At 65.8% G+C, this 23,592-nt stretch carries 21 protein-coding genes; 8 read left to right on the forward strand and 13 right to left on the reverse strand.

Features of this window, described 5'->3' with window-relative positions; all coding sequences use genetic code 11:
- Positions 1 to 352 precede the first annotated feature (352 nt).
- Entirely contained in the window at positions 353 to 1,720 is a 1,368-nt protein-coding gene (purB, locus tag AC5P66_RS14715; protein ID WP_099494543.1) for an adenylosuccinate lyase, read from the reverse strand.
- A 292-nt stretch (positions 1,721 to 2,012) separates the two neighbouring features.
- On the opposite strand from purB, the gene AC5P66_RS14720 reads away from it, so the two are divergent.
- On the forward strand, positions 2,013 to 3,440 hold the full coding sequence (locus tag AC5P66_RS14720) for a class II fumarate hydratase (RefSeq protein ID WP_099486663.1): 1,428 nt from the start codon (positions 2,013 to 2,015) through the stop codon (positions 3,438 to 3,440).
- 107 nt (positions 3,441 to 3,547) lie between these two features.
- Here the strand turns inward: AC5P66_RS14720 and AC5P66_RS14725 are convergent, their stop codons facing one another.
- The 7 genes from AC5P66_RS14725 to AC5P66_RS14755 all read right to left on the reverse strand — a co-directional run bounded on the left by AC5P66_RS14725 (position 3,548) and on the right by AC5P66_RS14755 (position 8,127).
- Complete coding sequence (locus tag AC5P66_RS14725; protein ID WP_032953534.1) at positions 3,548 to 3,973, reverse strand: hypothetical protein; 426 nt, start codon at positions 3,971 to 3,973, stop codon at positions 3,548 to 3,550.
- Positions 3,974 to 4,080: 107 nt separating this feature from the next.
- Positions 4,081 to 4,686, reverse strand: coding sequence for a YggN family protein (locus AC5P66_RS14730; protein WP_049412968.1), 606 nt, complete (start codon positions 4,684 to 4,686; stop codon positions 4,081 to 4,083).
- 29 nt (positions 4,687 to 4,715) lie between these two features.
- Positions 4,716 to 5,603, reverse strand: a complete 888-nt coding sequence (locus AC5P66_RS14735) for a GIN domain-containing protein (RefSeq protein WP_049412972.1) — start codon at positions 5,601 to 5,603, stop codon at positions 4,716 to 4,718.
- Between the two features lie 25 nt (positions 5,604 to 5,628).
- On the reverse strand, positions 5,629 to 6,657 hold the full coding sequence (locus AC5P66_RS14740; protein WP_049412974.1) for an ABC-2 transporter permease: 1,029 nt from the start codon (positions 6,655 to 6,657) through the stop codon (positions 5,629 to 5,631).
- Complete coding sequence (locus AC5P66_RS14745) at positions 6,654 to 7,529, reverse strand: ABC transporter ATP-binding protein (RefSeq protein WP_495216466.1); 876 nt, start codon at positions 7,527 to 7,529, stop codon at positions 6,654 to 6,656. The genes AC5P66_RS14740 and AC5P66_RS14745 overlap by 4 nt, the downstream gene beginning before the upstream one ends.
- Entirely contained in the window at positions 7,529 to 7,888 is a 360-nt protein-coding gene (locus AC5P66_RS14750; RefSeq protein ID WP_005417481.1) for a GntR family transcriptional regulator, read from the reverse strand. The genes AC5P66_RS14745 and AC5P66_RS14750 overlap by 1 nt, the downstream gene beginning before the upstream one ends.
- A gap of 2 nt (positions 7,889 to 7,890) precedes the next feature.
- Positions 7,891 to 8,127, reverse strand: a complete 237-nt coding sequence (locus AC5P66_RS14755) for a hypothetical protein (RefSeq protein ID WP_049412978.1) — start codon at positions 8,125 to 8,127, stop codon at positions 7,891 to 7,893.
- A 366-nt stretch (positions 8,128 to 8,493) separates the two neighbouring features.
- Here AC5P66_RS14755 and AC5P66_RS14760 point away from each other — a divergent pair, with 366 nt between their 5' ends.
- The 5 genes from AC5P66_RS14760 to AC5P66_RS14780 all read left to right on the forward strand — a co-directional run bounded on the left by AC5P66_RS14760 (position 8,494) and on the right by AC5P66_RS14780 (position 12,454).
- Entirely contained in the window at positions 8,494 to 9,081 is a 588-nt protein-coding gene (locus AC5P66_RS14760; RefSeq protein WP_061480095.1) for a glutathione peroxidase, read from the forward strand.
- Between the two features lie 96 nt (positions 9,082 to 9,177).
- The gene (locus AC5P66_RS14765; protein WP_495216467.1) at positions 9,178 to 10,155 is read left to right on the forward strand and encodes an FKBP-type peptidyl-prolyl cis-trans isomerase; all 978 of its coding nucleotides are present in this window, start codon (positions 9,178 to 9,180) and stop codon (positions 10,153 to 10,155) included.
- Positions 10,156 to 10,178: 23 nt separating this feature from the next.
- Positions 10,179 to 11,528, forward strand: a complete 1,350-nt coding sequence (locus tag AC5P66_RS14770) for a UDP-glucose dehydrogenase family protein (RefSeq protein WP_495216468.1) — start codon at positions 10,179 to 10,181, stop codon at positions 11,526 to 11,528.
- A complete protein-coding gene (locus AC5P66_RS14775) occupies positions 11,521 to 11,763 on the forward strand; it encodes a SlyX family protein (protein ID WP_005410256.1) in 243 nt (80 codons plus the stop codon). Before AC5P66_RS14770 ends, AC5P66_RS14775 begins: the two co-directional genes overlap by 8 nt.
- A gap of 10 nt (positions 11,764 to 11,773) precedes the next feature.
- A complete protein-coding gene (locus AC5P66_RS14780; protein ID WP_049412985.1) occupies positions 11,774 to 12,454 on the forward strand; it encodes a DUF2058 domain-containing protein in 681 nt (226 codons plus the stop codon).
- Between the two features lie 46 nt (positions 12,455 to 12,500).
- Here the strand turns inward: AC5P66_RS14780 and AC5P66_RS14785 are convergent, their stop codons facing one another.
- From AC5P66_RS14785 to AC5P66_RS14800, 4 genes are all read right to left on the reverse strand, one after another.
- Entirely contained in the window at positions 12,501 to 13,688 is a 1,188-nt protein-coding gene (locus AC5P66_RS14785) for an MFS transporter (RefSeq protein WP_099495588.1), read from the reverse strand.
- An 86-nt stretch (positions 13,689 to 13,774) separates the two neighbouring features.
- Positions 13,775 to 16,459, reverse strand: coding sequence for a methionine synthase (gene metH / locus AC5P66_RS14790; RefSeq protein WP_099495587.1), 2,685 nt, complete (start codon positions 16,457 to 16,459; stop codon positions 13,775 to 13,777).
- Between the two features lie 57 nt (positions 16,460 to 16,516).
- Positions 16,517 to 17,608: a homocysteine S-methyltransferase family protein gene (locus tag AC5P66_RS14795; RefSeq protein ID WP_049412991.1), complete on the reverse strand. Its 1,092-nt coding sequence runs from the start codon at positions 17,606 to 17,608 to the stop codon at positions 16,517 to 16,519.
- Positions 17,609 to 17,621: 13 nt separating this feature from the next.
- Complete coding sequence (locus tag AC5P66_RS14800) at positions 17,622 to 18,551, reverse strand: ArsR/SmtB family transcription factor (protein WP_049412993.1); 930 nt, start codon at positions 18,549 to 18,551, stop codon at positions 17,622 to 17,624.
- A 153-nt stretch (positions 18,552 to 18,704) separates the two neighbouring features.
- Here AC5P66_RS14800 and AC5P66_RS14805 point away from each other — a divergent pair, with 153 nt between their 5' ends.
- Complete coding sequence (locus AC5P66_RS14805) at positions 18,705 to 19,853, forward strand: acyl-CoA dehydrogenase family protein (RefSeq protein WP_099495586.1); 1,149 nt, start codon at positions 18,705 to 18,707, stop codon at positions 19,851 to 19,853.
- A gap of 168 nt (positions 19,854 to 20,021) precedes the next feature.
- Positions 20,022 to 20,285: a hypothetical protein gene (locus AC5P66_RS14810; RefSeq protein ID WP_099495585.1), complete on the forward strand. Its 264-nt coding sequence runs from the start codon at positions 20,022 to 20,024 to the stop codon at positions 20,283 to 20,285.
- Between the two features lie 128 nt (positions 20,286 to 20,413).
- Here the strand turns inward: AC5P66_RS14810 and AC5P66_RS14815 are convergent, their stop codons facing one another.
- Positions 20,414 to 23,587, reverse strand: coding sequence for a multidrug efflux RND transporter permease subunit (locus tag AC5P66_RS14815; RefSeq protein WP_049415653.1), 3,174 nt, complete (start codon positions 23,585 to 23,587; stop codon positions 20,414 to 20,416).
- Between the last annotated feature and the right edge of the window lie 5 nt (positions 23,588 to 23,592).

Raw genomic sequence — 23,592 nt, forward strand, 5'->3', positions numbered from 1 at the left:
CGCTGCTTACATCCACGGCTTCTATAATCCAGCCCGGCTACACTCGGCGCTGGGCTACCACTCGCCTAACAACTATGCCCGGCAGCTCCGGGCTGCCGCCTGAAACGGCTTCATGGCGTCCGTTTTCAGGGGGCCAGATCAGTTGGCGCCATGGATGGCGCCATCGAGCCCCCATGGATGGGTTCACGGCGTGTCCCGCTGGCCCCTCCCGCCCCACCCAGCTAGCAGCAATCCAGAGCCGCTCTTGACGTTGCTGTTGCCGTTGCCGTTGCCGTTGCTGTTGCTGTTGCTGTTGCCGTTGCCGTAGCCTGCCGCAGGCAGCGCCCGCGGCCGCCGCCGCAAAGGAAACCCCTTAAATCTTCTTCGCCAGCGACTCGGCCAGACCGGTGTAGCTGCCCGGGGTCATCTCCAGCAGACGCTGCTTCGCATCCGCCGGCAGCTCCAGCTCCTGCACGAACGCACGCATCGACTCGGCCGTGATGCCCTGACCACGGGTCAGCGCCTTCAGCTGCTCGTACGGGTTCGGCAGGCCATGGCGGCGCATCACCGTCTGCACGGCCTCGGCCAGCACTTCCCAGGCCGCGTCCAGATCCGCATCCAGGCGCTGCGGGTTCACCTCCAGCTTGCCCAGGCCCTTGGCCAGCGAATCCAGCGCCACCTGGCTGTGGCCAAACGCGGTGCCCAGCGCACGCAGCACGGTGGAATCGGTCAGGTCACGCTGCCAGCGGCTGATCGGCAGCTTGGCGCTGAAGTGCTCGAACAAGGCGTTGGCGATGCCGAAATTGCCTTCCGCATTCTCGAAGTCGATCGGGTTGACCTTGTGCGGCATCGTCGACGAGCCGACTTCACCTTCCTTCAGGCGCTGCTTGAAGTAGCCCAGCGAGATGTAGCCCCAGATGTCGCGGGCCAGATCGATCAGGATGATGTTGGCGCGGCGTGCGGCATCGCCGATCTCGGCCACGTTGTCGTGCGGCTCGATCTGCGTGGTGTACGGGTTGAACACCAGGCCCAGGCCGGTCACGAAGCGCTCGGCGAAGGCCGGCCAGTCCATGTCCGGGTAGCTGGCCACGTGGGCGTTGTAGTTGCCGACGGCACCGTTGATCTTGCCGGTCAGTTCGACCGCGGCGATCTGCCGGCGCTGGCGTTCCAGGCGAGCGACCACGTTGGCCAGTTCCTTGCCCAGAGTGGTCGGCGAGGCGGTCTGGCCGTGGGTGCGCGACAGCATCGGCTGGCCGGCCTGGGCGTGGGCCAGGCTGCGCAGGGTGCTGGCGATGCCGTCCAGGGTCGGCAGCAGCACTTCACGGCGGGCCTGTTCCAGCATCAGGCCGTAGCTGAGGTTGTTGATGTCTTCGCTGGTGCAGGCGAAATGCACGAATTCCAGTGCCGGGGCCAGTTCGGCGTCGTCCTTCAGCTGTTCCTTGATGAAGTACTCCACCGCCTTGACGTCATGGTTGGTGGTGCGCTCGATCTCCTTCACGCGCGCGGCCTGGGCCGGGCTGAAGCGGGCGGCCAGGTCGCGCAGGCGGGCGACGGCGGCGTCGGAGAACGGCGCCAGTTCGACGATGCCCGGTTCGGCGGCCAGCGCCAGCAGCCATTCCACCTCGACCGTGATGCGGGCCTTGATCAGGCCGTATTCGGAGAAGATCGGGCGCAGCGCGTCGACCTTGCCGGCGTAGCGGCCATCGAGCGGGGACAGGGCGAGCAGGGCGGAATCGGACATGTCGGCAGGGCTGGGACGAGCGGCGGGGCCGATATTCTACGACGTGCCGGTCAGCTAGTGCCGCCCGCTGGCCGGCAACCACGCCCGGCCCACTCCGCCATGGCTTGCCGGCCGGCGGCCGGCACTACCTTGCGCGCGCACAACGGCCGTGCGGACGGAACGTTCTGGCCCGTCCTCGTCATCCCACGCTGCGGGCAAGGGAGTATCGTTGGCGCAGCCGCCAGCCCGGGAAGCGACACCCTGCCAGCCGCCGCTTCCCTTTCCCCAACTGAAGTAGTGCGGAGTTGATGCAATGAGCAAAGCTGCAAGCAAGGGTTTCAGAATCGAACACGACAGCATGGGCGAGCTGCAGGTGCCTGCGGACGCCCTGTGGGGCGCCCAGACCCAGCGTGCCGTGCAGAACTTCCCGGTGTCGGGCCAGCGCATGCCGCGCGGTTTCATCCGCGCGCTGGGCCTGGTCAAGGGCGCGGCCGCGGGCGTCAACGCGGAGCTGGGACACCTGCCGAAGACCGTGGCCAAGGCCATCCAGACCGCTGCCGCCGAAGTGGCTGCCGGCAACTGGGACGCGCACTTCCCGATCGATGTCTACCAGACGGGTTCGGGCACGTCGTCGAACATGAATGCCAATGAGGTCATCGCCACCCTGGCCAACCGTGCCGGCAAGGCGGGCAAGACCACCGTGCATCCCAATGACCACGTCAACCAGGGGCAGAGCTCCAACGACGTGATTCCGACCGCATTGCGCGTGTCGGCGGTGCTGGCCACGCACGAACAGCTGCTGCCGGCGCTGGTGCACCTGCGCAAGACCCTCGACAAGAAGGGCCGCAGCCTGCGCAAGGTGGTCAAGACCGGCCGTACCCACCTGATGGACGCGATGCCACTGACCTTCGAGCAGGAGTTCGGCGCATGGTCGGCACAGCTGGCTTCGGCGCAGGAGCGCATCGAAGACAGCCTCAAGCGCGTGCGCCGCCTGCCGCTGGGTGGCACCGCCATCGGCACCGGCATCAACGCCGACCCGCGTTTTGGCGCGCAGGTAGCCAAGGCACTGAAGCAACAGACCGGTTTCAAGTTCGACAGCGCCGAGAACAAGTTCGAAGGCCTGGCCGCGCAGGATGATGCGGTGGAGCTGTCCGGCCAGCTCAATGCACTGGCCGTGGCGCTGATCAAGATCGCCAATGATCTTCGCTGGATGAACGCCGGTCCGCTGGCCGGGCTGGGCGAGATCGAACTGCCGGCACTGCAGCCGGGCAGCTCGATCATGCCGGGCAAGGTCAACCCGGTGATTCCGGAAGCGACCGTGATGGCCTGCGCGCAGGTGATCGGCCACCACACGGCAATCACCGTGGCCGGGCAGACCGGCAACTTCCAGCTCAACGTCACCCTGCCGCTGATTGCGGTGAACCTGCTCGATGGCATCGGCCTGCTGGCCAATGTGTCGCGGCTGCTGGCCGACAGCGCGATCGCCGGGCTGAAGGTGCGCGAGGACCGTGTGGCCGAAGCGCTGGCGCGCAATCCGATCCTGGTCACGGCATTGAATCCGATCATCGGCTACGAGAAGGCCGCGGCCATTGCCAAGCGTGCCTACAAGGAACAGCGCCCGGTGCTGGACGTGGCGCTGGAAGACAGCGGGCTGGAGGAGGCCGAATTGCGGCGCCTGCTGGATCCGACCGCACTGACTGCCGGTGGCATCCACGCTGGGGGCGGTGGGGGCGGCGGTTGATGCGCCGGTCGTAGGGCCGAGCCCGTGCTCGGCTGCTTCCTGGACCTGAGCCGAGCATGGGGTCGGCTCTACAAGAGGAAACGCCGCCCAGGGGCGGCGTTTCTGCTTCAGCGACGGTCGGCGACGATGTTGCCGAACGTGTCGGTGTAATCCTTGAACTCGGGGATGCGCTGGACCAGGTCCGCCGGGATCACTTCCATGCCCTCCGGCGGCTGGATCTTCACCGGTTGCATGTTGGGATCGGCCGGGGCGGCGACCAGGGTGTTCTGGCGCAGCACCTGCAGCCTGCCGAACATCGTCTGCAGCATCTGCTTCTGCCCTTCGTCCAGCGGGATCTGGATCTCGTCCACCTTCATCGTGCCATCGCCGAGGATGATGATGTTCGGTGCCGGCGGGCGACGCACGGTCACCATGCCTTCGCTGACGGAAATCTTGGGCTTGCCGCGCTCGGCGCGGTGGTTGCGGTAATCCTTGTCACAGCCGACCAGGCCCAGGCAGAGCAGGGCGGCCAGCAGCAGGAACAACTTCTTCATGGCATTCGGTTCGGGGGGCGTCCGGGGCCGACATTGTAAGCCGGTCGGCACGTGACGGCCGGCAGCGGGGCGCCGCTGCCGGCCGGGTGCGCTGATCTGTCACAGGCCTAGCGCTGGACCACGGTGTCCTTGCCGCAGTCGTCGACGTCACTCTGGTCCATCGTGGCGTAGGGCTTGAAGGCGGGCAGCGATGCGGCCAGCGCCTGCTGGCTGGCCAGCATCGCCGGCATGCGGTTGCAGATGCGCTTGGCCTGGGCTTCGATCTTCTCCGCCTCGGCATTGATCCGCTTCTCGATGCCCTCGCTGTCGCCGCTGAAGATGCCCTTCAGGGCCTCTCCGGCAGCACTGGCGCCGAGCTTGGCACCGGCCAGGCCGACATCCATGCCGTCCATTGCAATGGCGACCACGTGGCCGCGGTACTCCTGCAGTTGGCGGCGCTGGGTTTCGTTGGCGGCCACTTCCTTGCCGCCGATCAGCAGCCGCCCGTCCGGCGTGATCTCCGCACGCGGCTGCTTGTCGGCCGAGATCTTGATGTTGCCCTGGGTGATGTCCTTGCGGGCATCGTCCATGGCCTCCTTGACCGTCTGGCCGACCCCGCTGGTCGCGTCGGCCACGCTTTTGCCGACGGTGGTATCAGGCGTGGAGGACGTGCCGCCGCAGGCGATCAGCGGCAGGCACAGCAGGGCGGCAGGCAGCACGCGCAGCAGATTCATGGCAGTTCCCTCGATCGGTCAGGTAGTGGTTACTTCTTACGGGGCAGGGTGACGGTGCCGCTGACGTTGCGGTGGCCGACATCGCCGCTGCCGCTGTGGTCGACGGTCAGGCTGCCGCGCACGCCATCGACCTGGATGTCCCCCGAGCCGTGGCTGCGTACATGCACATTGCCGCCGATGTCGGACAGATCAACATCGCCCGAGCCGACCACACCGACCTCGACGTTGCCCTGCACGCGCTTGAACCCGATGTCGCCGGAACCGACCGTGTCCAGTCGTGCGTTGCCGCGGACATCGCTGATCTTCAGGTCACCCGAACCGACAGTGCCGGTGACCGCATCGCCACCGATGTTGCGCACCTTGACGTCGCCGGAACCCAGCGAAAGCAGGTTCAGCGAACTGCCGCCATCAATGTCCAGGTCGCCCGAACCCACCGCTGCGTGGATGCTGCCGCGGGTACCACGCACGATGGCATCACCAGATCCGACGTCCACGCTCAGCGATTGTGCATTGTCCACGCTGGCATCGCCGGAGCCGACCTTGAACTGCAGCGGCAGGTTGTCCGGCACACTGCCACGGATGTCCAGCCAGGCGTAGCTGTTGCCCAGGCTGATGCCGCTCTGGCGGCCGTCGCGGCGCAGGCTCACCACCAGCTTGTCGCCCACCTTGCGCTGGTCCAGTACCAGCTGCTCCAGCCATTCCTGGCTGGACGCGCAGGCGCGGCCGTCCAACTGGCCGCCGCCGGCGCTGGCGACCACCTTCAGGTCATGCTGGTTGACCTCGAATACCACCGCTTTGGCACCGGCCACGTCCAGCTTCAGCGCGCGGGCAGCGGTGAACTTGCAGTTCGGAGCATCGGCGGCCAGCGCCGACAGCGGCAACAGCAACAACGCAGAACAGGCGAGCAGGGAACGCATGGGTGGTGCCTCCGGGTGGATGGAATCAGATCTCGCCGGCGCGCTTGCGCAGGCGGATGGCAAGGACGATGAACACGGCGCCGACGGCAGCACCGATCCACAGTTCCGGCATCGCCAGTGACTTCAGCTGCGAGGCCGGCGACATCAGGCTGACCACCGATTCGAGGTCGCGACGCGTGCCTTCCTCGGCGCTGAGGCGATACACCAGGTCCGTGCCCGGTACGCCGCCCAGCAGCAGCCGGCCAACGATGTTCTGCCAGAACCAGCCCGTGGTCAGGCCGATCAGCGGCATCACCTTGGTGGTGCTGACGATGACGCCGGCGAACAGCGGCAGCATCACCGCCCACAGGAACGGCTTGCTGCGGGCCCAGGCCGAGCACAGCAGCAGCCAGCCGGCGGTGGGCAGGGCCCACAGGGCGTAGACCGGGATCCAGGCAAGGTGGCCGGCGGCCAGGGTCAGCGGGCTGGCCGGGCCCCAGATCAGGGTCATCGGGCTGCCGCCGTGCATCAGCGCAACGATGCTGATCACCAGCATGAAGCCGAACATGGTGATGATGCCGGCAATCACCGCGATCAGTGGGGCCACGACCAGTGCGCTGATCACCTTGGACAGCACGGTCTGGGTATCCGACAGCGGCAGTGACTTCCAGAACAGGATGCTGCGGTCGCGGCGGTCGTCGTACAGGGCACCCAGGCAGTAGAAAAACACCACGAAGGCCAGTACCAGGAACGGCCAGGCCGAGCTGAGCACCAGGGTCAGGTCGAGGCCGTTGCCGAGGTCAGCCAGGTCCTTGGCACTGATGTCGCGGGTCAGCAGGGCCAGGTCCAGGCCGTTGATGTTCACGTCTTCGCCGTCGATGTGCAGGCCACCATCACGCGCGGCCCGGTGCAGGGCGAACAGGCCGAAGGCGATGCCGACGGTGCTCATCACCAGCGAGATCAGGCCGGCGATCAGCGGTGCATACAGGAAACCGCCACGGTTCTCCCAGTACTCGCGCTTGAGCAGCCAGCGCAGGGTGCCCATCGGGCTGACGGGGTGGTTGACGGCATTCATGCGTAGGTCCCCTTCATGATGGCGACGAACAGATCGGCCAGGCCCGGGCTGCGGGTCTCGCCAAGGGTAGAGAGCTGGGTACGCGGCACGCCGTCGAACAGCATCACGGTCTTGCCGAACGCCAGGCTGCGCTCGTCGATCGGCTTCAGCGCACGCGCGGTCTCCAGCTGGTCGGCATTGACCAGCAGCTCGGTGTAGCGCTGGCCGACGTCGTCCATGTCCGCGTCGAGCACGATGCGGCCATCACGGATGAACATGACGTCGCTGAGGATGTGCTCGATCTCTTCCACCTGATGGGTGGTGACGATGATGGTCTTCTGTTCGTCGAAATAGTCCTCCAGCAGGCGCTGGTAGAACTCCTTGCGATAGAGGATGTCCAGGCCGAGAGTGGGCTCGTCCAGCACCAGGATGCGGGCGTCGATGGCCATCACCAGCGCCAGGTGCAGCTGCACGATCATGCCCTTGGACAGTTCGCGCACGCGCTGCTTCGGTTGCAGCTTGGTATTGGCCAGGAAGCGCTCGCAGCGGGCGCGGTCGAAGCGCGGGTGGACGCCGGCGACGAAGTCGATCGCCTCGCGCACCTTCAGCCAGCGCGGCAGCACGGCGACGTCGGCGATGAAGCAGATGTCATTCATCAGCTCGTCGCGATGCAGTCGCGGATCCCGGCCGAGCACGCTCAGGTCGCCTTGCACCGAGGTGAGGCCGAGGATGGCCTTCAGTGCGGTGGTCTTGCCGGCGCCGTTGGGGCCGATCAGGCCGACGATGCGCCCGCTCGGAATGCTGAAGCTGGCGTTGTCGAGGGCTACCGTGGTCTTGTAGGCCTTGCGCAGGCCTTGCGCGGTGATGACTGGTTCGCTTGCAGTGCTGTTCATCAGACGTTCCCCTGGGGCAGCAATTCGTCAAGGCTCAGGCCCAGGCGCTGGATGCGCTCCAGCACCGCGGGCCATTCTTCGTTGAGGAAGCGCTCGCGCTCGCTGCTGCGCAGCTGCGTGGCCGCCTGCTCGGTCATGAACATGCCCAGGCCGCGGCGCTTCTCGACCAGGCCTTCATCGGCCAGTTCCTGGTAGGCGCGCGAAACGGTGATGGGGTTGAGTTGATAGTCGGCGGCCACCTGGCGCACCGAAGGCAGGGCATCGCCCGGCTTCAGGATTCCGTCGAGCATCATGGCGATCACGCGCTCCTTCAATTGACGGTAGATGGGAGCGCCGTCGCTCCACTGGATGTCGCTCATATTCAGCTCCGTGGGGTCAGCGGCTGGGCGAACGAGAAATACGGCATGGACAGGGAGCTGTGCAGCCGACGCGGGGGAGGGGGGGAGGAATCGGCGTTCCCGGCCGGTGCAGCGGTTGCATCCTGCGCACCGTCGGGAGAAGCGGGGGCGCTGGGGGTGGCCAGCCAGGCCAGCACGATCAGGGTCGAAACGGCAGCGGCCGCGGGTGCGGTGAGGTTGCGACGGATGCGGGCGTTCATGGCTTCCCCCTGTCTCAGGTGACTGGTGTTGTATGCAACTATAACACCGGCACGCCTGGGTGCAACCCCCTGCCGTCCCCAACTGATGGCAGGGGTGGTCAAAATGCTGAAATATCCACTTATCCATTTGATTGGCAAGGGAAATAAGATTGATGCGCGGGCTGACCCAGTTCCGCCTGCCATTCAGTGTTGTCCATGCTATGTCATCACTGCCCCGTCGCTGGTGGGTCCAGCGGGAAGACGCCACGCCGCGCAAAGCCGCTGGCGCTTGCCGCAACAAGGGGGGGCGAGGGGCGGTGCTATAGTTCGGCCGATTCCCGGCCGCTACCGGCCGGCCCTGTGAATGGCTACCGCGGACCGCTCTCGATGCCCCTGCCGACCGTTATCCCGCGCCGCCTGCGCGGCCTATCCCTGCTGACCCTGCTGGTGGCCGGCCTGGCCGGTTCCGCCCATGTGCTGGCGGCCGATCTGCTGGACCTGGAGTACCGCCCACTGGCCAGCAAGCAGCAGGTCAACCTGCAGCAGCGCTACCACGGGCAGGTACTGCTGGTGGTCAATACCGCAAGCAAGTGCGGCTATACCCCTCAGTACGAAGGCCTGGAGGCGCTGCAGAAGCGTTATGCCGGCCGCGGCTTTGCCGTGCTCGGTTTCCCGTCCAACGATTTCAAGGGCCAGGAGCCCGGTGACGAGAAGCAGATCCAGGATTTCTGCACGCTCACCTACGGCGTCAGGTTCCCGATGTTCGAGAAGGTGCATGTCGTCGGTGCACAGGCCACGCCGCTGTACCAGAGGCTGACCGCGGCCACCGGCGTGGCGCCGGGCTGGAACTTCCACAAGTACCTGGTCGGCCGCGATGGCAAGGTCATCGCCCAGTTCGCCAGCAAGGTGACGCCGGACGATCCGCAGCTGACCGCCGCCATCGACAAGGCGCTGGCCGCAGCCGCCACGCATTGATATCCGGCACGGATGCCTCGACATCGACGGCATGCGTGCGACAATGTTTCTTTTCGCGCCGACGTCGGCGCCCAGACACTTCCAGGAATGCAGCGAATGAAGATGGGAATGCGCGGCGCCGCGGCGTCGGTTCTGATTCTGGCGATGGGCACTTCGGGTGTCGCTCTGTCGCAACAACCGGCTGCCCCCGCAGCCGCCAAGGAGACCGCAACCTTGAATTCCCCCAAGCAGAAGCTCGGCTACGCCATCGGCCTCGATGTCGCCAAGTCGTTCACCCCGATCGCCGATGAGATCGATGTGGCCGCGCTGCGCACCGCCGTGGAGCGTTCGTTCGAAGGCCTGCAGCCGCAGATCACCCAGGAACAGGCCAAGGCCACCGATACCGCGTTGCGCCAGGTCGTGATGGCCCGCAGTGGCCAGCAGGTGCCGGGCATGGCGCCGGGTTCGCAGCCGCCGAAGGTCGATCGCGTCAAAGTGTCGCAGATGATCGGTTCGTACTCGGTCGGCCCGTCGCTGGCACAGCTGAAGGACGACATCGATGTCGCCTCGCTGTTTGACGCGATCAGCACCGGCCTGAGCAAGGGCCAGCCGAAGATGACGGAAGCTGACGCGACCGCCACCATCCAGGCCTTCATGGGCAGCAAGCAGGCCGAAATGCAGGCCAAGGCCGCCGCTGCCGCGCAGACCAACCGCGAGGAAGGCAACGCGTTCCTGGCCAAGAACAAGACCCAGCCGGGCGTGGTGACCACCCCGTCTGGCCTGCAGTACCAGATCATCCGCCCGGGTAGCGGCGAGCGCCCGCTGCCGAGCAGCAAGGTGCGCGTGAACTACGAAGGCAAGCTGCTCAACGGCACCGTGTTTGACAGCTCCTATGGCCGCCAGCCGGCCGAGTTCGGCCTGGACCAGGTGATCAAGGGCTGGACCGAAGGCGTCGCGCTGATGCCGGTCGGGTCGAAGTATCGCTTCTGGATCCCGGGTGAGCTGGCTTACGGTGAGAACGGCACCCCGGGTGGCCCGATCGGCCCGAATGCGACTCTGACCTTCGACGTCGAGCTGCTGGGCGTCCTGCCGTAAGCGACCACGGAGCCTGCACGGACATGCGCGTTGCGATTTTCGGTACCGGTTATGTAGGGCTGGTGACCGGTACCTGCCTGGCCGACGTCGGCCACCAGGTGGTCTGCGTCGATATCGACCAGGCCAAGGTCGATGGCCTCAACCAGGGCATCATCCCGATCTATGAGCCGGGCCTGGAGCCGATGGTGAAGGCCAACCACGCCGCGTCGCGGCTGGTGTTCACCACCGATGCCGCGGCCGCGATCGGCCACGGCCAGGTCGTGTTCATCGCCGTCGGCACGCCGCCGGACGAGGATGGCAGTGCCGATCTGCAGTACGTGCTGGCTGTGGCCCGCACCATCGGCCGGCACATGAGCGTGCCGACCGTGGTGGTCAACAAGTCGACGGTGCCGGTGGGCACCGCCGACAAGGTGCGTGCCGCCATTGCCGCAGAGTTGGCGGTACGTGGCGCGGACATCGCCTTCGATGTGGTGTCCAACCCTGAATTCCTGAAGGAAGGCGACGCTGTCGCCGACTGCATGCGCCCGGATCGCATCATCATCGGCGCGACCAGCGCCGAGTCGGTGGCGGTGATGCGGCGCCTGTACGCGCCGTTCAACCGCAACCACGACCGCGTGGTGGAAATGGACGTGCGTTCGGCCGAGTTGACCAAGTACGCCGCCAACGCGATGCTGGCGACCAAGATCTCGTTCATGAACGAGATCGCCAACATCGCCGAGCGTGTCGGTGCCGACGTAGAGCAGGTCCGGCAGGGCATCGGCTCGGATCCGCGCATCGGCTGGCATTTCATCTACCCGGGCGCCGGTTATGGCGGCTCGTGTTTCCCCAAGGATGTGCAGGCACTGGCCCGCACCGCGCAGCAGGCCGGGCTGGAGCCGAAGCTGCTGAACGCCGTGGAAGCGGTCAACGATGCGCAGAAGGGCCATCTGTTCACCCTCATCCAGCGTCATTACGACAAGGGTGAAGACGAAGGTGTGCGTGGCAAGACCTTTGCCGTGTGGGGCCTGGCATTCAAGCCGAACACCGATGACATGCGCGAAGCCTCCAGCCGTCGCCTGCTGGCGCAGCTGTGGGAAGGCGGCGCGATGGTACGTGCCTACGATCCGGAAGCGATGCACGAGTCGCAGCGCATCTTCGGCGAACGCGATGACCTGGTGTTCTGCAGCAGTGCCGACGAGGCGCTGCAGGGGGCCGATGCACTGGTCGTGGTGACCGAGTGGAAGCAGTTCCGCAGCCCCGATTTCCAGATGCTGCGCGAGCAGTTGAAGGACGCGGTGGTGTTCGACGGCCGCAACCTGTACGAGCCGGCGGATGTGGAAGCGGCGGGCCTGGCGTACTACGGCATTGGCCGGGGGCGCTCGCTGCATGTCTGATCTGCTGCCAACCGAACGCGAGCAGGCGCTGGAAGCGCGCCTGGTCGAACTGGAAATGCGCGTGTCCTTCCAGGAACAGGCGCTGGCCGAACTGAGCGATGCGCTGGCCGATGCCCGCATGCAGGGCATGCGCAACGCCGACGTGCTGCGCGTGCTGCTGGAAGACCTGGGCAAGGTCCGCAACGCGCTGAATTCTTCCGATCCGGCGAGCGAACCGCCGCCGCCGCACTACTGATCCGAATCCTATGAGCGATACCCTCCGCGACCAGCTGATGGGCCTGGGCTTCAAGCCTGCGCCCAAGCCCGAGCGCAAGAATGATGGCCCCCGCCGTGACGGTCGCCCGCAGGGCAAGGGTGGCAACAGCAATGGAAAGCCGCAGGGCGCTGGCAAGGGCGAGCACAAGCCCGGCGAGCGTCGTGGGCATGGCCATGGCGGCCCGGGCAAGCCCGGCCAGTCACGTGGCCCGGGCCAGCAGGGCCCGCGCAAGCCGCGCAGCGCCGAAGAGATGGACCTGGCCAAGGCCTACGCCATCCGCGCGCAGAAGGAAAAGGAAGAGCGCATCGAGACCGAGCGCCTGAAGCAGGAAGAGGCGCGTGTGCGCCGCGAGGCCAAGGCCAAGCTGGAAGAACTGCTGAAGGACAAGAGCCTGAACTCGGAAGCGGCCGATATCGCCCGCCACTTCCCGTATGGCGGCAAGATCAAGCGCATCTATGTGACCGCCGAACAGCTGACCGCGCTCAATGCCGGCGAGCTTGGGGTGGTCCAGCTCAATGGCCGCTACCTGCTGGTGACCGCCGAAGTGCTGGCGCAGTCCGAGGCGGTGTTCGCTGCTTCGGTGGCGCTGAAGGTCGATCCGAATGCGCCGGCCGAGGAAGATCCGTACGCGGACCCGCAGTACCAGGTGCCGGACGACCTGGTCTGGTAGACCGACCTTATGGACGATCACGACGCCGGGCATTGCCCGGCGTTCTTCATTTGGGACGGACGGAATAGCGGCGCGCGCGTATCAGCGGCAGGCTCAGCGCGAAGAAACAGAGCAGGGCGCCCATCAGGGCGAAGCCGCTGCCGGCCAGGAACGCGGTGCGGCCGTCGTCGATCTTCCACAGTTGGCCGGCAATGAGCGCGCCCAGCACACCGCCGACACCGGACGAAAAGCCGTACAGCAATCCTTGGCCGTGGCCGTTGAGACGACCGGGGAAATAGGTCGCCAGCATCTGCATCGCTGCAGCGAAGAACGCCGCAAAGCCCAGCGCGTGCGCGGTCTGAGCCAGCAGCATCACCGGCAGGTTCTCCGGGAACAGCGCGGTCACGGCCCAGCGCAGGCAGGAACTGACCAGCGCGATCAGCAGCATCCAGCTGGCGTCGTAGCGGCGGAAGAAGCGGCCGATGGTGAAGAACACGCCCACTTCGAAGACCACGCCGATGGTCCACAGCAGGCCGAGGGTGGAGGTGCGGTAACCGTGATGGTCCATGTAGACCGAAAAGAACGTGTAGTACGGGCCGAACGACAGCTGTTCCATGAAGGCGGCCAGGAAGAAGGCCAGCACCGGCGGTCGGCGCACGATCTGCCAGAAGCCGCTGGCGTCACCCGCCGTTTTGCCGATGTCGCGCGCGTAGTGGTTGCTGAAGGCCGAGGCAACCAGCAGCACGAACAGGGGCAGCATCATCCACGGCAACAATCCGGCGTGGTTGCCGGCGTCATCGCCTTCGATCAGCCAGCCGAACAGGGTGGCCACGGCGATGAAGCCGAGCGAGCCCCAGACCCGGATCAATCCGTAACGATGGCTGTCGTTGCCCAGGTGGGTGAGGGTGATCGACTCGAACTGCGGCATCACCGCGTTGTAGAAGAAGCAGAACACGATCATCGCCGGGTACATCCACGGCTGCGGCAGTGGCAGCAGGAAGGCAGCGAAGCTGAGCAGGGTCAGCACGCAGCCGACGCGCAGCAGGCGGATCGGTCGCGGTGAGGCGGCCGCCAGCGAGGTCCAGGTACTGGGTGCGATCACGCGGGTGGCGTACCACAGGCCCATCATCACGCTGATCGCGGTCACGCTCATGCCGCGCGCGGTCAGGAACAGGCTCCAGTACGGCGTGAACGCGCCGAGCGCCGCGTAGTAGAACAGGTAGAAACTTGAGAGGCGGGCAACGGGAACGGTCATCGTGGAATGATGAGGCAAAAAGGGGACGGAGGGGATTAAGTCGCGAATGCATAAGCGACTTAATCCCCTCAGTCCCCTTTTTTGTGTCATTCGGGGTCGTAGTCGAGATTGGAGGCCAGCCAGCGTTCGGCCTGGGCGCGGTCCACGCCCTTGCGCCGGGCATAGTCGGTGACCTGTTCGCGGCTGAGCCGCCCGACAACGAAGTACTGGCTCTGCGGATGGCTGAAGTAGTAGCCCGAGACAGCGGCCGTGGGCAGCATCGCGAAGCTCTCGGTCAGTTCCATGCCAGCGTTCTTCTCAGCCTGCAGCAGGTCGAACAGGCGGCGCTTCTCGCTGTGCTCGGGGCAGGCGGGGTAGCCCGGTGCCGGACGGATGCCGCGGTACTGCTCGTCGATCAGGGCTTCGTTGTCCAGCGTCTCGGCGCGGTCGTAGCCCCAGAATTCGGTACGCACGCGCTGGTGCAGGCGCTCGGCCAGCGCCTCGGCGAAGCGGTCGGCGAGGGCCTTCAGCAGGATCGCGTTGTAGTCGTCATGCTCGGCCTCGAAGCGCGCGACGTGGGCGTCGATGCCGATGCCTGCGGTGACCGCGAACGCGCCGATCCAGTCCTGCTTTCCGCTGTCGGCCGGTGCAATGAAATCGGCCAGGCAGAAATCCGGGCGTTCGGCTGGCTTGTCCACCTGCTGGCGCAGGAAGTGCAGGGTGGTTTCGCCCTGTGCGTGCTGCACGCGGACATCGTCGCCGATGCTGTTGGCCGGCCACAGGCCGAACACGGCCTTGGCCGTCAGCCATTTCTCGCCGACGATGCGCTCGAGCATCGCACGGGCATCCTTGTACAGCTCGCTGGCCTGGGTGCCGACGATCTCGTCGGTGAGGATGGCCGGGAACTTGCCGGCCAGCTCCCAGGCCTGGAAGAACGGCGTCCAGTCGATGTAGTCGACCAGTTCGGCCAGGGGATAGTCGTCGAATACGTGCAGGCCGGGCTGATTCGGTGCCGGTGGAGTGTAGTTGTCCCAGCCGCCCTGGAATTTCTGCCCGCGCGCATGTTCCAGCGTGACCAGCCGCTTGGCGTCGCCCCGGTTGCGGTGGCGTGCGCGGATTTCGGCATAGTCGGCTTCGTTGGCGGCAACGAAGGCCTCGCGCAGATCACGCGAGATCAGCGACTGCGCCACGCCAACCGCGCGCGATGCATCCTTCACCCACACCGTCGGCGCCTTGTAGTGCGGGTCGATCTTCAGCGCGGTGTGCGCACGCGAAGTGGTCGCACCCCCGATCAGCAGCGGCAGGTCGAAGCCCTGGCGCTCCATCTCGCGGGCGACGTGGCTCATCTCCTCCAGGGACGGGGTGATCAGCCCGGACAGGCCGATCAGGTCGGCGTTGTGCTCGCGGGCGGCATCGAGGATCTTCTGCGCCGGCACCATCACGCCGAGGTCGACCACGTCGAAGTTGTTGCAGGCCAGGACCACGCCGACGATGTTCTTGCCGATGTCATGCACATCGCCCTTCACCGTGGCCATGATGATCTTGCCGTTGCTCCTGGCGGTGTCACCGCTGCGCGACTTCTCGGCCTCGATGTAGGGCAGCAGGTAGGCCACCGCCTTCTTCATCACGCGCGCGGATTTCACCACCTGTGGCAGGAACATCTTGCCGGCGCCGAACAGGTCGCCGACGATGTTCATGCCGTCCATGAGCGGTCCTTCGATCACGTCCAACGGGCGACTGGAGGCCTGCCGGGCCAGTTCGGTGTCTTCCTCGACGAAGGCATCCAGGCCGTGTACCAGGGCATGCGCCAGGCGTTGGGCCACCGGCTTTTCGCGCCAGGCCAGGTCTTCGGTCTTCGCCGCGCCCTTCTTGCCCTTGTAGCGCTCGGCGATCTCCAGCAGGCGCTCGGTCGCATCGCTTCGGCGGTTGAGGATCACGTCCTCGACGCGCTCGCGCAGGTCAGGCTCCAGTTCGTCGTAGATCGGCATCGCGCCGGCGTTGACGATGCCCATGTCCATGCCGGCGGCAATGGCGTGGTAGAGGAACACCGAGTGGATGGCCTGGCGCACCGTTTCGTTGCCGCGGAACGAGAACGAGACGTTGGAGACGCCACCGGAGACATGGCAGTAGGGCAGGGTCTGCTTGATGATGCGGGTGGCTTCGATGAAGTCCACCGCGTAGTTGTCGTGCTCTTCGATGCCCGTAGCGACGGCGAAGATGTTCGGGTCGAAGATGATGTCCTGCGGCGGGAAGCCGATCTCGTCGACCAGGATGCGGTAGGCGCGGGTGCAGATCTCGACCTTGCGCGCACAGGTGTCGGCCTGCCCGGCCTCGTCGAACGCCATCACCACTGCCGCGGCGCCATAGCGCAGCACCTTGCGCGCGTGCTCGCGGAACAGCGCTTCGCCTTCCTTCAGCGAGATCGAGTTGACCACGCTCTTGCCCTGCAGGCATTTCAGGCCGGCCTCGATCACGCTCCACTTGGAGGAGTCGACCATCACCGGGATGCGCGCGATGTCCGGCTCGGACATGATCAGGTTGAGGTAGCGCGTCATCGCCGCTTCCGAATCGATCAGGCCCTCGTCCATGTTGACGTCGAGGATCTGCGCGCCGCTGGCCACCTGCTGGCGGGCCACGTCCACCGCCTCCTCGTAGCGGCCCTCCTTGATCAGCTTGCGGAACTGCGCGCTGCCGGTGACGTTGGTGCGTTCGCCGACATTGATGAACAGCAGGTCCGGGGTGATGACCAGCGGTTCCAGGCCGGACAGGCGGGTAGGGCGGACAGGCGTCATGGCAGGCGTCGGCTCAACAGCAGTAGGGCGGGAAGTGCGGGACGGTGGCGGCAACGTTCATGCGGCCTGCTCCCGGGTGCCGGGCAGTGCGCGCGGCGGCAGTCCGGCCACGGCATTGGCAATCGCACGGATATGCTCGGGGGTGGAGCCACAGCAGCCGCCGACCAGGTTCAACAGGCCATCCTCGGCGAAGCCGCGCAGGGTGGTGGCCATCTCTTCAGGGGTTTCGTCGTACTCGCCGAACGCGTTGGGCAGGCCGGCGTTGGGGTGGGCGCTGACATGACAGTCGGCGACCTGCGAGAGGGTTTCCACATGTGGGCGCATCGCATCGGCGCCCAGCGCGCAGTTCAATCCGATCGACAACGGTCGGGCGTGGGCGAGCGATGCATGGAAGGCCTCGGCGGTCTGCCCGGACAGGGTGCGACCGGAAGCGTCGGTGATGGTGCCGGAGATCATCACCGGCAGCCGCGCGCCGCGCGCATCGAACGCTTCCTCCAGCGCATACAGCGCGGCCTTGGCGTTGAGCGTGTCGAAGATGGTCTCGACCATGAGGGTATCGGCGCCGCCGTCGATCAGGCCCTCGATGGCTTCGCGGTAGGTGTCGCGCAGCTCGTCGAAGCTGGTGTTGCGGAAGCCCGGATCGTTGACGTCAGGGCTGATCGAAGCGGTGCGGCTGGTCGGGCCGATCACCCCGATCACGAAGCGCGGTTTGTCCGGCGTGGTGGCCTCGACCGCATCGCAGCAGGCGCGCGCGACGGCTGCGCCGGCCTTGTTCAGCTCATACACCAGGTGTTCCAGGTGGTAATCGGCCTGGCTCACCGAGGTGGCGTTGAACGTGTTGGTTTCCACCAGGTCGGCGCCGGCCAGCAGATAGGCGGTATGGATGTCGGCAACGATCTGCGGGCGGGTCAGCAGCAGCAGATCGTTGTTGCCCTTCAGGTCGTGACCCTCGGGCGCGGCGTGGTCGCAGCCGGGTCCATGGGCATGGTCGTAACCACCGGCGAAGCGCTCGCCGCGATAGTCCTGCTCCTGCAGCCCGTGGCGCTGGATCATCGTGCCCATCGCGCCATCGATGATCAGGATCCGCTCGCGCAGGGCGTCGAGCAGGGCGTTGGCACGATCAGGATGCAACCAGGGCAGGGCGGGCATGGCGGTCTCTGGCTCAGGGCTTGTTGGCGATCAGCGAAATCACTTCGAAGTGCGGCGGACGCTTCTCGCGCGTGACCGTCTCCAGGCTGGACACCTGCAGGCCGGCCTTGTCGACGAACCTGCGCAGCTCCTTGTCGCTGAAGCCGAGGTTGACGTGGCCGTAGGCTTCCACCGCGGCCTTGTGTTCGTGGCGGGCCAGGCTGCACAGCAGCAGGCGGCCGCCCGGGCGCAGTACGCGTGCAGCTTCAGTCACCGCCTGCGCCGGTTTGCTGGCGTAGGTCAGCGCATGCATCAGCACCACCAGGTCGAAGCTGGCATCCTTGAACGGCAGGGCATGCATGTCGCCCTCGCGCACTTCCACATTGGGCAGCCGCCGCAGGCGCTCGCTGGCGGCGGCGACCACGCGCGCGCTGGTATCGATGCAGATGTAGCGCTTGGAATGCGGGGCAACCAGTTCGGCCAGCACGCCATCACCAGAGGCGATGTCCAGCACGTCGCCGGTCTCAAGCAGCGGCAGCGCGGTGCGTGCCAGCGCCTCCCAGGTACGGCCCGGAGAGTAGTGGCGTTCCATGTCGCCGGCCACGCTGTCGGCCCAGTTCTGGTCGGAGGCGCGGTGGGCCAGCACGGCGGCCACGCGTTCAGCGTCCTGGCGCAGCAGCGGGTCATCGCTTCCGTTGCTCAAGGCATGCCACAATGCACGCTGCGCCGGGTCCAGCTGGGCCTCGTCGAAGCGGTAATAGGCCGACACGCCGGCACGGCGGTCGCGGACCAGCCCGGCTTCCTTCAGGCGTGCCAGGTGGGTGGACACGCGCGGCTGCGCCAGCCGGGTGATCGCCGACAGTTCGGCCACGGTCAGTTCCTCCTGCTCCAGCAGCGCCAGCAGGCGCACGCGAGTGGCATCGGCGAACACCTTCAGGCGGGTCGACCAGTCTTCCAGATCCATAAACATCTACCTATCGCGATATAGAGATATATTCGCTGAAGGGGCCTGTCGCGGTCAAGTCGCCAGCGTACGGAAACTGCCGGGCCCCGGTACAATCGCAGCACCTGGGCGCGCCGTATGCGGCCCATAACTTCATGTACCCGGGAGGGTGTTGTGGATTTCAGCTTTACCGAAGAGCAGTTGATGCTGCAGGACGTTGCGCGGCGCATCGCGCAGGAAAAGATCGCCCCCAGTGCGGAGCACCATGACCGCACCGGCGAGTTCCCGCTGGACAACATCCGCCTGCTGGGCGAGAACGGCCTGATGGGCATTGAAGTGTCGACCGAATACGGCGGTGCGGGCATGGACCCGGTTGCGTACGTACTGGCGATGGTGGAGGTCGCCGCCGCCGACGCAGCCCATTCGACCATCATGTCGGTCAACAATTCGCTGTTCTGCAACGGCATCCTGACCCACGGTACCGAGCATCAGAAGCAGACCTACGTACGTGCCATCGCCGAAGGTACGTCCATCGGCGCGTTCGCGCTGACCGAGCCGCAGTCCGGTTCCGATGCCACCGCCATGCGCTGCCGCGCGGTGAAGCAGGCCGACGGCACCTTCGTCATCAATGGCAAGAAGAGCTGGATCACCTCCGGTCCGGTGGCCAAGTACATCGTGCTGTTCGCGATGAGCGAGCCGGACAAGGGCGCGCGCGGCATCACCGCCTTCATCGTCGATACCGACAAGGCCGGTTTCGGTCGTGGCAAGACCGAGCCCAAGCTGGGCATCCGCGCCTCGGCCACCTGCGAGATCGAGTTCAACGATTACGTGGCGCAGGCCGAAGACGTGCTGGGCCAGGAAGGCGAGGGCTTCAAGATCGCCATGAGCGTGCTCGATGCCGGTCGCATCGGCATCGCTTCGCAGGCCATCGGCATCGCCCGTGCCGCCTATGAAGCGACGATCGAATACGTCAAGGAGCGCAAGGCATTCGGCGCGGCCATCGGTACCTTCCAGATGACCCAGGCCAAGATTGCCGACATGAAGTGCAAGCTGGACGCAGCGCTGCTGCTGACCCTGCGCGCGGCGTGGGTGAAGGGCCAGGGCAAGCGCTTCAGCAACGAAGCCGCCATCGCCAAGCTCACCGCCTCGGAAGCGGCGATGTGGATCACCCACCAGGCGGTGCAGATCCACGGCGGCATGGGGTATTCGAAGGAGATGCCGCTGGAGCGCTACTTCCGTGATGCCAAGATCACCGAGATCTACGAAGGTACTTCGGAGATCCAGCGCCTGGTGATCGCCCGCAACGAAACCGGGCTGCGCTGAGTCGCCTGGCCGCGCCGCCACAATGGCGGCGCGGCGGCAGGTCCACGCCATGCGTGGATGATGGTCATCCAGATGACGTCATTGCCGTTGGCCTGCGGAGACGCATGCTGCTCTAATGCAGTCCGTTTCTTCGAGGATGACGACGTGATCTATCGCGGTTGGGGAATCATGACGCTGGTGACGCCGATTGCAGCGATCCTGCTGCTGGCGTATTTCTTCCCGCACGAAGGCCCCAAGGGCAACATCCCGCTCTCGCAGGTGTTGCTGGGTGCTGGCATTGGCGCGGCGGTGAACGTGGTGCTGGGCCTGTGGCTCAACCGGGCACCCCGGCAGAAGGGCGAAGTGGCGCCCCATCATTTCTTCTTTGTGCCCATGCAGTGGGCTGCACTGGTAATCGTGGCAGTGTGCGTGGTGGTCGCGCTGTTGCGCTGAGACGTGACTCGAACTCGGCCATGCCGTTGTTCCGGTAGATGCCAACCTTGGTTGGCATGAATTTGACTGTGGCAAGAAAAAGGCCCCGGATCGCTCCGGGGCCTTTTCGTTCTCAGCGCACCGCCGGATCAACGATCCGGACGGTGTGCGGCATCCGCGTCGCGCTGGCGTTCCATGAACTCCTTGGACGGTTCGTCCAGCTTGTCGCCGAGCATGCGGCGCACGACGACGAAGAACACCGGGATCATCAGCAGGCCGAGCAGGGTGGCGAACAGCATGCCGCCGATCACGCCGGTACCGATGGCGTGGCGGGAGTTGGCGCCGGCACCGGTGGAGATCGCCATCGGGATCACGCCCATGATGAACGCGAACGACGTCATCAGGATCGGGCGGAAACGCAGGCGCGCCGCTTCGATGGTGGCATCACGCAGGTTCTTGCCTGCTGCGCGCTGCTCCACCGCGAATTCCACGATCAGGATCGCGTTCTTCGCCGCCAGGCCGATCACGGTGATCAGGCCGATCTTGAAGAACAGATCGTTGGGCAGGCCGCGCAGCATCGACAGGCCGAGGGCACCCAGTACGCCCAGCGGCACCACCAGCAGCACCGCCACCGGGATCGACCAGCTTTCATACAGGGCGGCCAGGCACAGGAACACCACCACGATGGACAGCACCAGCAGCAGGGTCGCAGCGTTGCCGGCCAGGATTTCCTGGTAGGACATGCCCGACCAGTCGTAGCCGAAGCCGGCCGGCAGGTCGTCGTTGACGATGCCTTCCATGGTCTGCATCGCCTCACCCGAGCTGGTGCCCGGTGCCTGCGAACCGACGATGTTGATCGCCGAGTAGCCGTTGTAGCGGCTCAGTGACGGCGGCGCCGACACCCATTCGGACTTGACCACCGTGTTGAGCGGGATCATCGCGTTGGTGCCATCGGCGTTCTGGGTCAGGGTGGAGGGGCTGTAGAAGCTCTTCAGCGATTCCTGGCCGGTGCGGTACGGGCCATCGGCCTGCATGGTCACGCGCTTGATGCGGCCCTCGTAGAAGAAGTCGTTGACGTACACCGGGGCCAGCATCAGCTGGATGGTGCTGTACACGTCCGACACCGACATGCCCATCGACTGCGCCTGCACGCGGTCCACGTGCAGCTGCAGCTGCGGCGCGTTCTCCAGACCGTTGGGGCGCACGCCAACCAGGTGGTCCGGCTTCTGCGCGGCCTGGCCGAGCAGGATGTTGCGGGCCTGGGTCAACTGTTCGTAGCCGGCACCGCTACGGTCCTGCAGCCACATGTCAAAGCCACCGAACTGGCCGAGGCCCTGCACGGTGGGCAGGTTGACCACGAAGATCTGCGCTTCCTTGATGCCGTAGAACGCGCCGTTCATGTTCTGGATGAACTCGGGCGCGGTGAACTTGCGTTCCTCCCACGGCTTCAGGCGGATGAAGCCCATGCCCACGTTCTCGCCGGAACCGACGAAGCTGAAGCCGGCCACCTGCAGCATGCCTTCATAGCCATCCTGCTTTTCCAGGATGCCACGCATCTGCGCGAACACTTCGTTGGTCTGGCCCTTGGTCGAGCCCGGCGGCAGCTGCACGATCGCCAGGGCATAGCCCTGGTCTTCTTCCGGCAGGAAGCTGCCCGGCATGCGGGTGAACAGGAATCCACACAGCGCGGTCAGCACCACGAACAGGATCATCCAGCGCGGCGCATGGCGCACCGCAGAGGTGATGTGGCCCACATAGGTGTGGCTGATCTTGTCGTAGTACTTGTTGAAGGTGCGGTAGACGATGTTCGGGTTGTCGTTGTGCGTCGGCTTGAGGAAGGTCGCGCACAGCGCCGGGGTGAAGCCCAGCGCCAGGAACGCCGAGAATGCCATCGAGATGGCGATGGTCAGCGCGAACTGCTTGTAGATCTCGCCGGCGGCACCGCCCTGCAGGGCGGAGGGGATGAACACCGCGGCCAGCACGACGGTGATCGCCACCACCGCGCCGGTGATCTGGGTCATCGCCTTCTGCGTGGCCGGCTTGGGCGCCAGGCCCTCCTCGGTCATGATGCGTTCGACGTTCTCGATCACCACGATCGCGTCGTCGACCACGATGCCGATGGCCAGCACCATCGCGAACAGGGTCAGCTGGTTGATCGTGAAGCCGATCATCCACATGCCCAGGAAGGTACCAAGCAGGGCGACGGGGATGACCAGGGTCGGGATCAGGGTCGCGCGGAAGTTCTGCAGGAAGATCAGCATCACCAGGAACACCAGCAAGACCGCTTCAAACAGGGTCTTGACCACTTCCTGGATCGAGATCTTGACGAAGGTGGTGCTGTCGTACGGCGAGAACCAGGTAACCCCGGCCGGGAAGCTGGGCTGCAGCTCGTCCATCTTGGCGCGCACCGCTTCGGCCACGTTCAGGGCGTTGGCGCCCGGCAGCAGCTGGATGGCGAAGGCGCCGGTCGGCTTGCCGTTGTACTGGGTGTCGAAACCGTAGTTGTTGGCACCGAAGGCAACGCGGGCGATGTCCTTCAGCAGCACGCGCGAACCGTCAGCATTGGCGCGCAGGATGATGTTCTCGAACTCCTGCGGGGAGCTGAAGCGGCCTTCGGCCGAGACCGTGGCGGTGAAGTGCTGGCCTTCCGGCGACGGGTCCGAACCCAGTGCGCCGGCGGCGAACTGCACGTTCTGTGCACGCACCGCGGCCAGCACCTGGCTGGCCGACAGGCCGTAGCCCTGCATCTTCTCCGGGTTCAGCCAGATGTTCATGGCGTACTCGGAACCGAACTGCTGCGTGCTGCCGACGCCGGGGATGCGCGAGACCTGGTCGAGCACGCGCGAACCGACGATGTCGTTCAGGGCGTCACGGTTGATGGTCGGGGTGTCGGACTGCAGCGCCACCACCATCAGGAAGCCGGCGTTCGCCTTGGCCACCACCACGCCCTGCTGGGTCACTTCCGAGGGCAGGCGTGGCGTGGCCAGCGAGACCTTGTTCTGCACCTGCACCTGGGCGATGTCCGGATCGGTACCGGTCTCGAAGGTCAGGGTGATCTGTGCACGGCCGTTGGAGGCGGACGAGGAGCTGAAGTACAGCAGGTGATCGATGCCGGTCAGCTGCTGCTCGATCACCTGGGTGACCGACTTTTCCGTGGTATCGGCGCTGGCGCCCGGGTAGGTGGCCGAGACGGTGACCTGCGGCGGGGCGATGTTGGGATAGGACTCCACGCCCAGGTTGAGGATCGCGATCACGCCGCTGAGCGAGATCAGGATCGCAACCACCCAGGCGAAGACTGGATGCTCGATGAAAAATTTAGGCATGACGG

The organism is Stenotrophomonas sp. YJH_SMC_122 (genome assembly GCF_059369535.1).

Coding starts and splice junctions, on each gene's coding strand:
- purB (WP_099494543.1), bottom strand. CDS start 1,720: ATGTCCGATTCCGCCCTGCTCGCCCTGTCCCCGCTCGATGGCCGCTAC.
- AC5P66_RS14720 (WP_099486663.1), top strand. CDS start 2,013: ATGAGCAAAGCTGCAAGCAAGGGTTTCAGAATCGAACACGACAGCATG.
- AC5P66_RS14725 (WP_032953534.1), bottom strand. CDS start 3,973: ATGAAGAAGTTGTTCCTGCTGCTGGCCGCCCTGCTCTGCCTGGGCCTG.
- AC5P66_RS14730 (WP_049412968.1), bottom strand. CDS start 4,686: ATGAATCTGCTGCGCGTGCTGCCTGCCGCCCTGCTGTGCCTGCCGCTG.
- AC5P66_RS14735 (WP_049412972.1), bottom strand. CDS start 5,603: ATGCGTTCCCTGCTCGCCTGTTCTGCGTTGTTGCTGTTGCCGCTGTCG.
- AC5P66_RS14740 (WP_049412974.1), bottom strand. CDS start 6,657: ATGAATGCCGTCAACCACCCCGTCAGCCCGATGGGCACCCTGCGCTGG.
- AC5P66_RS14745 (WP_495216466.1), bottom strand. CDS start 7,529: ATGAACAGCACTGCAAGCGAACCAGTCATCACCGCGCAAGGCCTGCGC.
- AC5P66_RS14750 (WP_005417481.1), bottom strand. CDS start 7,888: ATGAGCGACATCCAGTGGAGCGACGGCGCTCCCATCTACCGTCAATTG.
- AC5P66_RS14755 (WP_049412978.1), bottom strand. CDS start 8,127: ATGAACGCCCGCATCCGTCGCAACCTCACCGCACCCGCGGCCGCTGCC.
- AC5P66_RS14760 (WP_061480095.1), top strand. CDS start 8,494: ATGCCCCTGCCGACCGTTATCCCGCGCCGCCTGCGCGGCCTATCCCTG.
- AC5P66_RS14765 (WP_495216467.1), top strand. CDS start 9,178: ATGAAGATGGGAATGCGCGGCGCCGCGGCGTCGGTTCTGATTCTGGCG.
- AC5P66_RS14770 (WP_495216468.1), top strand. CDS start 10,179: ATGCGCGTTGCGATTTTCGGTACCGGTTATGTAGGGCTGGTGACCGGT.
- AC5P66_RS14775 (WP_005410256.1), top strand. CDS start 11,521: ATGTCTGATCTGCTGCCAACCGAACGCGAGCAGGCGCTGGAAGCGCGC.
- AC5P66_RS14780 (WP_049412985.1), top strand. CDS start 11,774: ATGAGCGATACCCTCCGCGACCAGCTGATGGGCCTGGGCTTCAAGCCT.
- AC5P66_RS14785 (WP_099495588.1), bottom strand. CDS start 13,688: ATGACCGTTCCCGTTGCCCGCCTCTCAAGTTTCTACCTGTTCTACTAC.
- metH (WP_099495587.1), bottom strand. CDS start 16,459: ATGACGCCTGTCCGCCCTACCCGCCTGTCCGGCCTGGAACCGCTGGTC.
- AC5P66_RS14795 (WP_049412991.1), bottom strand. CDS start 17,608: ATGCCCGCCCTGCCCTGGTTGCATCCTGATCGTGCCAACGCCCTGCTC.
- AC5P66_RS14800 (WP_049412993.1), bottom strand. CDS start 18,551: ATGGATCTGGAAGACTGGTCGACCCGCCTGAAGGTGTTCGCCGATGCC.
- AC5P66_RS14810 (WP_099495585.1), top strand. CDS start 20,022: ATGACGCTGGTGACGCCGATTGCAGCGATCCTGCTGCTGGCGTATTTC.
- AC5P66_RS14815 (WP_049415653.1), bottom strand. CDS start 23,587: ATGCCTAAATTTTTCATCGAGCATCCAGTCTTCGCCTGGGTGGTTGCG.